This window comes from Lactiplantibacillus sp. 7.2.4 (assembly GCF_018991185.1).
Lineage (GTDB): Bacteria > Bacillota > Bacilli > Lactobacillales > Lactobacillaceae > Lactiplantibacillus > Lactiplantibacillus pentosus.
The window spans coordinates 1-7,258 of sequence record NZ_JAGYGS010000092.1 but is presented as its reverse complement, the minus strand read 5'-3'; the positions used below and the strand labels follow the sequence as shown (position 1 = coordinate 7,258).

Here is a 7,258-nt window from a genome sequence, read left to right as displayed (position 1 = left end):
TAGCCTGCTCAATTTAACTGAAAAAAGTGGCTTTTCTTGGCAAGGTTGATTGTGTCTAAGCATCACGATTCGTGCACTAGTATGTCTCGATCGCAAGCAGTTCTCATTTAGCGGCATCAGTTTTTAATGACGATTAACTGGCATAATGCTACGTTACTATTTTTTTGTTAGAAACAGTGACAGGTGAGTTACAATTTTATCTATAATCGATAAAGTTTCAGCCATTAGCCACTTTTGGGGAGTGAGATGAAAGTGATATTGGCCGATTCCTAGGTCGAGGATGCTTTGAACTCTGACGTTGTGCGGATGACTATGGATGTGATGATGGAATTTATAGGTCAAAGTGGTTGGGATGGTTCGTAAGAATGGGCGCGATGTGGTACGCCTGTTTTAGGATGCGAGGAGAATGTTGAATGTTAATCAAGACGGGAAGATGGATTAAGAAGGCCTTCATCGGGATATTGCTCTTTATGTTAGTTCAAGTCCCTGTTTTGGCAGATGGCTATTGGCCTTGGTGGGGAGAGACTCAGAGCGACGTTCAGGTGTGGCAACATTGGGGTGCCCTGATAGGCTTAACCGTAGTTGTGGGAATTGTGGTCCTCATAATTTATAAAAAAGTCAATTTTGCGGATATGAGCGTTAAAAAAATAACAGTATCGATGGCTGTAAAAGCAATTGTGGTTGCAATCATCCTCGTATTGCTTGAAATGGTCATTGCCGTGGTCTTTTCGAAACAACCTGAGTCAGAAAACTATGAAATTGTTCAGTTGATCCGTAGTCCACTGGGGATCCTAACGCTAGTCTCTAGCAATATCGTGAGTCCAGTACTTGAAGAACTGTTATTTCGAGGTGTGATTCAAAGTGTTTTGCGTGAAGCATTACCTGGCGTTCTGGCTATCATACTGACGAATATATTATTTGCTTTGGGGCATGGCTATCAGCTGGGAAGTACATTGGGGATGTTTGTCGTAGGATGCGGTTGCTCGTGGTTATTGATCAAAACTAAAAATTTGAGCGTGCCCATACTGAGTCATATGACGATTAATTGGCTGGTCACACTTATCAATCTGGTGGCAATATAGTTGGTAGCTGAAATAACTGGATTTCGGTAGATTGACCATTGCCAGTCAGTGTTTGCAGTCGGTTAAGATGTGGATAAAACAGTAAAGAATATTTATCCACAGGGGATAACTTGGCGGGATTGGGTTAGTTGACAATGTAATCGCGGCTTTGAGTTATTCATTGAGCGTAAATGCGGTGCATATTTATTCAATAGCTGGTTTCGGCGGATGTTGAGACGGCCAATCGGTTCACGGCAGCGTAGTTATTAACATTGAGTGGGGATAATTCGTTGGGTAAGGTGAAAAGTTCAGGTTAATGGGGATAATCAGAACTTGTGGTTGGATAGTGGCTGATGGGTTCCTTTATTTGTCGTAAATGAAGTGTGATTGAAATCTAGATGACACTATAATTGAGACATGGTCGCAATACAGGTACAATCTGGACTAAGGTACGGTTGAGTGAACAATTAAATTCATTGGATTAAGGCGTGCACGAATCAGCCTACTTAAAAGTTTTTCAGTTTAAACATAACCACGGAACATGCAACGCGTGGCACTAGGTAAGTTGCTAATGATTGACCATGCTGAAATGATTAAGGGTTTGAAAATGCCACCCGCAAATCATTTGGAGAAGCTATCACAGGATCGGCTGGGACAGTACAGTATTCGAATTAATAACCAATATCGAATTTGCTTTACGATTCAGAATGGCAACGAGTTTTATGACGTTGAGATTGTAGATTACCATCGTGGGTAGGAGATTAAAAGCTATGACTGAGATGCCAACACCTAAGATTCGTGAAATCCTTGAAGAAGAATTTATGGCGCCGTTGCAGATTTCTGCGTGTTTTTTGGCCAAGCAGATTGGGGTGCCTACTTCACGAATCCAAGATTTGTTACATGACCGTCGACAAATTACTGCAGATACCGCATTGCGATTAGGCCGGTTCTTCGGGGTATCAGACCAGTATTTTCTAGCGATTCAAAATGCCATTGAAATACGTAAGCTAAAGCAACGCAATAGTGCGGCCTATGCGCAAATCAAACAATATCAAGTTAGTTAATCTGACCCGCGACCGCCGCTAGTACCAGTCATAGACGCAGCGCACTATCTAATTGCCGGATACGGCTGCACTTAAGATGCCCACTTGTGGATAAAACAAAGTCTTATTAGTTATACACAGGTGGATAAGCGTATATAAGTGAAGCCCCACTATCCACAGTGACCTAATCAATAGTCGTCAGACGTAAAAAAATGACATTTAACACAGCCAAGTGGGCCGGTTAAATGTCATTTTTGAGTATCATAATTTTACTAAGTTACACGCGTACTTGATGTTCAATGGTAAATAGCGTCGGGTCCAGTTGGGCAATCAGCGGTGAGACGTCCCCGATGCTGAGTAGCGTCAAATGATGCATTGCGCGGGACGCAATCGTGTAGAGAATCCCGATTGAATTAGCATCCGGGTAATTAGTCGCGGAGACATCGTAAGCAACGACCGCGTCAAATTCTAGCCCCTTCGCCAGGTAGATTGGCATGACGATGACCCCCTGCGGCATAGTGCGGTCGCTATCGGTCATTAGCGTTGTCACCGTATGATGCTTCAGATATTGGTAGACTTGCTTGCTTTCCGCGAGGTCCTTAGTGAGGACAGCGACTGTGTGCGTCGTTTGAAGTTGATGGTCAACTTCGCTACGCAGACTGCTAAGCGCTGCGTCTTCACCATAGCGAATCATGACTTTTGGCAAGTCACCCTTACGCGTAAACGCCTGGATCTGGTCACCATCGGGCAATAGCGCTTTGGCAAAGTTCGTGATCTGTTCAGTCGAACGGTAGCTTTTATTCAAGGTAATCAAGTTTGCTCGGCGCACGTTAAATGCCGCCTTGAGTCGTTCCAGCAATTGCTGCGGCAACTCGATACCTTTGAATAAGGCTTGTTCACTGTCACCTAACAGGGTGAACTTAGCCAGTGGAAAGGCGTGCTTGATGTAGAGCAACTGAGCCAATGAATAATCTTGCATTTCATCGACGAAGATGTACTGCATCCGCCGATTCTGACCACTACCGGTTAAAACGTCGCGTAATAATAACAGCGGCGCACAGTCGACCAGTGCAATGCGGTGGTATTCCACGGCAGCTTGGTAAGCCTTGATGCGTTGCTCCCACTGTGCGGCGGGAATGTCATTAGGCCGGTCGACTTGGGCTAAGAAATCATTATATTGTTCATAAGTGTCTAAGAAATAGCCGTTATAGATGGCGTCGTATACTTGTCGGAGCCGCTTGGTCACGATTTGTTTACCAATATAAAAGACTTCATCGTCGAGCGATTGGAAATCCCCGCGGCGCTTGTTGCCCAGCAAGTCGTGATAGGCTTCGTCGCTTAATTGGTCGATAATATCGTTGACCCAGTCGGCTTGAGCCTCGTCATCGATGCGGTGCTTTAACCGTTTGATCAGCGTATTCTTGATGGCGAGGAAGCGGTCAGCCGGTTGCATCGCTTTAGGAAGAGCTGCCGCGATTTTGGTAATCACTTCTTTGGCGAAGAACACCTCGCCGTTGAAGACGATGTTCGTGAAGCGCAATTGGTCGGCTGGTAACTGGTGACAGTAGTCATCGACTTGGCGCATGAAGTCGGCACTTTCTTGGAAGTCACGAATGGCCGGCGTCAATTGCGTATTTTGCCGGTCACTTTCGTAGCGTTCGAAGAGGCTCTCGACAGTCAGGCCTTGAAAACGGGCGCTGAGAAATTCTGCGAGGGTCACTTGCCGCATGTTGCGCTCCCCGAGACTAGGCAACACTTCAGAGATATAGTGACTGAATAAGCGGTTCGGTGAGAAGAGCACCATTTGATCAGCTTCCAGTGACGCCCGAGAATGGTAGAGTAGAAAGGCGATGCGCTGCAGAATTGCCGAGGTCTTCCCTGAGCCCGCGACACCTTGGACCACTAGTAAGTCGCTGGTCGTGTCGCGAATAATATCATTTTGTTCTTTCTGGATGGTTGCGACGATGTTTTGCATATACGCATCATTTTGTTCACCCAAGACGGCCTGCAAGATTTCATCGCCGACAGTCTCGTTGGTATCGAACATGTTTTTGATTTCGTCGTGATTGATTTGAAACTGACGCTTTTTGACCAGTTCGGTCGTTTGTTGTCCGGCTGGTGTCTGATACTGAACCTGCCCGAGCGTTCCATTGTAGTAGACGGATGAAATCGGGGCGCGCCAGTCGTAGACCAGGAAGTTCTGTTCAGCATCTACAAACGAGGCGGTCCCGATATATAAGCGTTCCGCGTCCTCATCGGGGCTGTCTTGAATATCGATCCGACCGAAGTAGGGTGAATTACTGAGGTCCTTGAGCACGCCGACTTGCCGCTTCAAGATAGCTTCAGATTCGACTGCTCGTTCGACCATTTGCTTTTGTTGTTGCAGTTCCGCGTTCGTTTCGATACGGTCATCGACTTCAAACGTGTTGACGGAATTATTATCACCATAGTTTTTCTGAATGACATCAGTTTCGTGATGGGCCTTTTCCAACAAGTGGTCGGTCTGTTTTGCCCGTTCCTTAACTTGCTCGATAACTCGATCAACCCGCTGTTGCTCGTGTTGTTGTTCTTGATCTGATGTTGCCACGTCGAGGGCCTCCCGTCTTAAAATCCATTAAATCGCTTGAACAATTCTAGGCGGGTTTGGCAGGCATGTCAATCAAAGCGCCTGCAAAAGACCATAATAATTACGGTTGGATGCACGGCGTTAGAACTTGTTCGGCGGCCGAACGATTACTGACGCGAAACTTGCAATGTATTCCTATTTATTCTAATATGTTTTTAATCATTCTAATAAAAGTAGGTGGAGCAAATGCGTGTCGCACTAGCACAACTTGATATTCAATTCGGCGATCCAGATGCGAATTACCAGCAGGTCGAAGTCGCGATTCAACGGGCAGCGGAACAAACGGTAGATGTGATCGTGCTACCAGAAATGTGGAATACGGGGTATGCGTTAACGCGGCTAAACGTTGTGGCGGATGACGATGGTCAGCGGACGCGACAATTACTCAGTAAGTTGGCCCGCCAATTTCGCGTCAACATTGTCGGCGGCTCGGTCGCAGTCGCACGCGACGGTCATTATTATAATGAAATGCTGGTCATCGATCGGCACGGTCAACTCGTGAGTCAGTATGACAAGGTCCACCGGTTTGGCTTAATGGCGGAAGACCGCTATATTACCGCTGGCGCGACCGAAAATGTTTTTGAATTGGACGATGTCGCGGCGATGGGTGTCATCTGTTACGATATCCGGTTTCCAGAATGGTTACGCAAGCAAGCAGCGCAAGGCCCCCGGGTGATTTTTGTGAGTGCCGAATGGCCAACGCAACGCCAGATGCAGTGGCGGCTATTGCTCCAAGCGCGGGCGATTGAGAACCAAGCGTTTGTCGTTGCCGTCAATCGGGTCGGCAGTGATCCAGACAATCAGTTTGGCGGGCAATCATTAGTGATCGATCCACTAGGGGATTTGTTAGCGATTGGTGGCGCCCATCCGCAGTTGATTACGGCGACCTTGGACTTGGCCCAAGTCGAACGCGTTCGCGGCCAGATTCCCGTCTTCGAAGACCGCCGACCGGAACTTTACTAACCGGCAGTCACAATGATGATTAGTGGCAAGGCGCGTTTTGCTAGGCCGTTCTTGCGAATTGTAAGTGGCGTGCTTTTTTACAAGTGCTCGAGTCGACCCAACTTGTCGGGGCCCCGTTTTAATTATTTTTGACACGGTTCAGTAGAACCAGTACACTAGACTTAATTAATCGTTGAAGAAAAGAACAGTAAGGCGTCCAATGACAGAGATCTAGTTGAGGCTGAGAGCTAGAAGGGACTAATGAAATGGCTTTTTGGAGATTCGGTGAACGCCGGGGCCGCCGCCCTTATCTGTCAATGAGTGGTAGAGACAAGTCTCTGCAATTTAGGTGGTACCACGGTGATGCGTCCTAATTAACGAATAATGAGTTAATTTGGGCGCTTTTTTCGTGCCAATAGAAAGGAAGAACGAACATGACAAAAAAAGTAATTTTAACGGGGGACCGGCCAACCGGTAAGCTGCATATTGGACACTATGTCGGCTCATTGCGTAACCGGGTCGCCTTACAGAACTCTGGCGACTACGAATCATACATTATGATTGCGGATAACCAGGCGTTAACGGATAACGCGCATGACCCTGAAAAGATTCGCAAGAGTTTGTTACAAGTCGCAATGGATTATCTGGCAGTCGGTATTGATCCAGACAAGTCAACGATTCTGGTCCAATCCCAAATCCCAGCGTTGACGGATATGATGAACCAATACCTCAACCTGGTCACCGTTGCGCGGTTGAACCGTAATCCCACCGTTAAGACGGAAATCAAGCAGAAGGCGTTTGGCGAAAGTGTCCCAGCCGGCTTCTTCGTCTACCCAGTTAGCCAAGCCGCTGATATTACGGCGTTTAAAGCCACGACGGTTCCAGTTGGCGATGACCAAGAACCGATGTTGGAACAAACTCGTGAAATCGTCCGGAGTTTCAACAAAACTTATCAAACGGACACGCTGGTCGAACCTGAAGGCTACTTCCCGCCAAAGGGCTTGGGTCGTATCCCAGGGCTCGATGGCAATGCCAAGATGAGTAAATCACTCGGCAATGCCATCTACCTCTCTGACGACGCGGATACGTTGAAGCAGAAAGTAATGTCGATGTACACCGACCCAGACCACATCCATATTGAAGATCCCGGTAAGGTCGAAGGCAACGTCGTCTTCACTTACCTCGATATTTTCGATGAAGACAAGGCGAAGGTCGCTGACTTAAAGGCCCAATACCAACACGGTGGCCTTGGAGATGTCAAAATCAAACGTTACTTGATGGACGTGCTTGATGGCGTACTCCGGCCAATTCGGGAACGCCGCGCCATTTATGAAGCCGACCCAGCGCAAGTCTTACAGATTTTGAAAGATGGCACTGCCAAAGCCAACGTGGTCGCAGACCAAACGTGGCGTGAAATGCAAGCTGCCATTGGCATTAACTATTTCGATTAACCACTTATTTTGATAGATGAGGCGCCGCTGACTGGTTCTTTACTGGTCGGTGGCGCTTTTTTTGCGTGCGGGAAGTTGAGGTGGATTCTTGGTTGGCTTATTGTTCGTCAGCCGGAGATGCGTCCTAATCCGACC

Annotated in this window: 6 protein-coding genes; 5 read left to right on the top strand and 1 reads right to left on the bottom strand. The window is 47.3% G+C overall.

Features of this window, described 5'->3' with window-relative positions; translation table 11 throughout:
• The first annotated feature begins 413 nt into the window (after positions 1 to 413).
• From KGF70_RS16015 to KGF70_RS16005, 3 genes are all read left to right on the top strand, one after another.
• On the top strand, positions 414 to 1,082 hold the full coding sequence (locus KGF70_RS16015) for a CPBP family intramembrane glutamic endopeptidase (protein ID WP_216769545.1): 669 nt from the start codon (positions 414 to 416) through the stop codon (positions 1,080 to 1,082).
• A gap of 520 nt (positions 1,083 to 1,602) precedes the next feature.
• On the top strand, positions 1,603 to 1,818 hold the full coding sequence (locus tag KGF70_RS16010) for a type II toxin-antitoxin system RelE/ParE family toxin (protein ID WP_301554468.1): 216 nt from the start codon (positions 1,603 to 1,605) through the stop codon (positions 1,816 to 1,818).
• A gap of 13 nt (positions 1,819 to 1,831) precedes the next feature.
• Entirely contained in the window at positions 1,832 to 2,125 is a 294-nt protein-coding gene (locus KGF70_RS16005; protein WP_216769547.1) for a HigA family addiction module antitoxin, read from the top strand.
• Positions 2,126 to 2,381: 256 nt separating this feature from the next.
• Here the strand turns inward: KGF70_RS16005 and helD are convergent, their stop codons facing one another.
• Positions 2,382 to 4,691: an RNA polymerase recycling motor HelD gene (helD, locus tag KGF70_RS16000; protein WP_216769549.1), complete on the bottom strand. Its 2,310-nt coding sequence runs from the start codon at positions 4,689 to 4,691 to the stop codon at positions 2,382 to 2,384.
• 225 nt (positions 4,692 to 4,916) lie between these two features.
• Here helD and KGF70_RS15995 point away from each other — a divergent pair, with 225 nt between their 5' ends.
• Positions 4,917 to 5,693: a carbon-nitrogen family hydrolase gene (locus KGF70_RS15995; RefSeq protein WP_088770107.1), complete on the top strand. Its 777-nt coding sequence runs from the start codon at positions 4,917 to 4,919 to the stop codon at positions 5,691 to 5,693.
• Between the two features lie 413 nt (positions 5,694 to 6,106).
• A complete protein-coding gene (trpS, locus tag KGF70_RS15990; RefSeq protein ID WP_050337758.1) occupies positions 6,107 to 7,123 on the top strand; it encodes a tryptophan--tRNA ligase in 1,017 nt (338 codons plus the stop codon).
• Positions 7,124 to 7,258 lie beyond the last annotated feature (135 nt).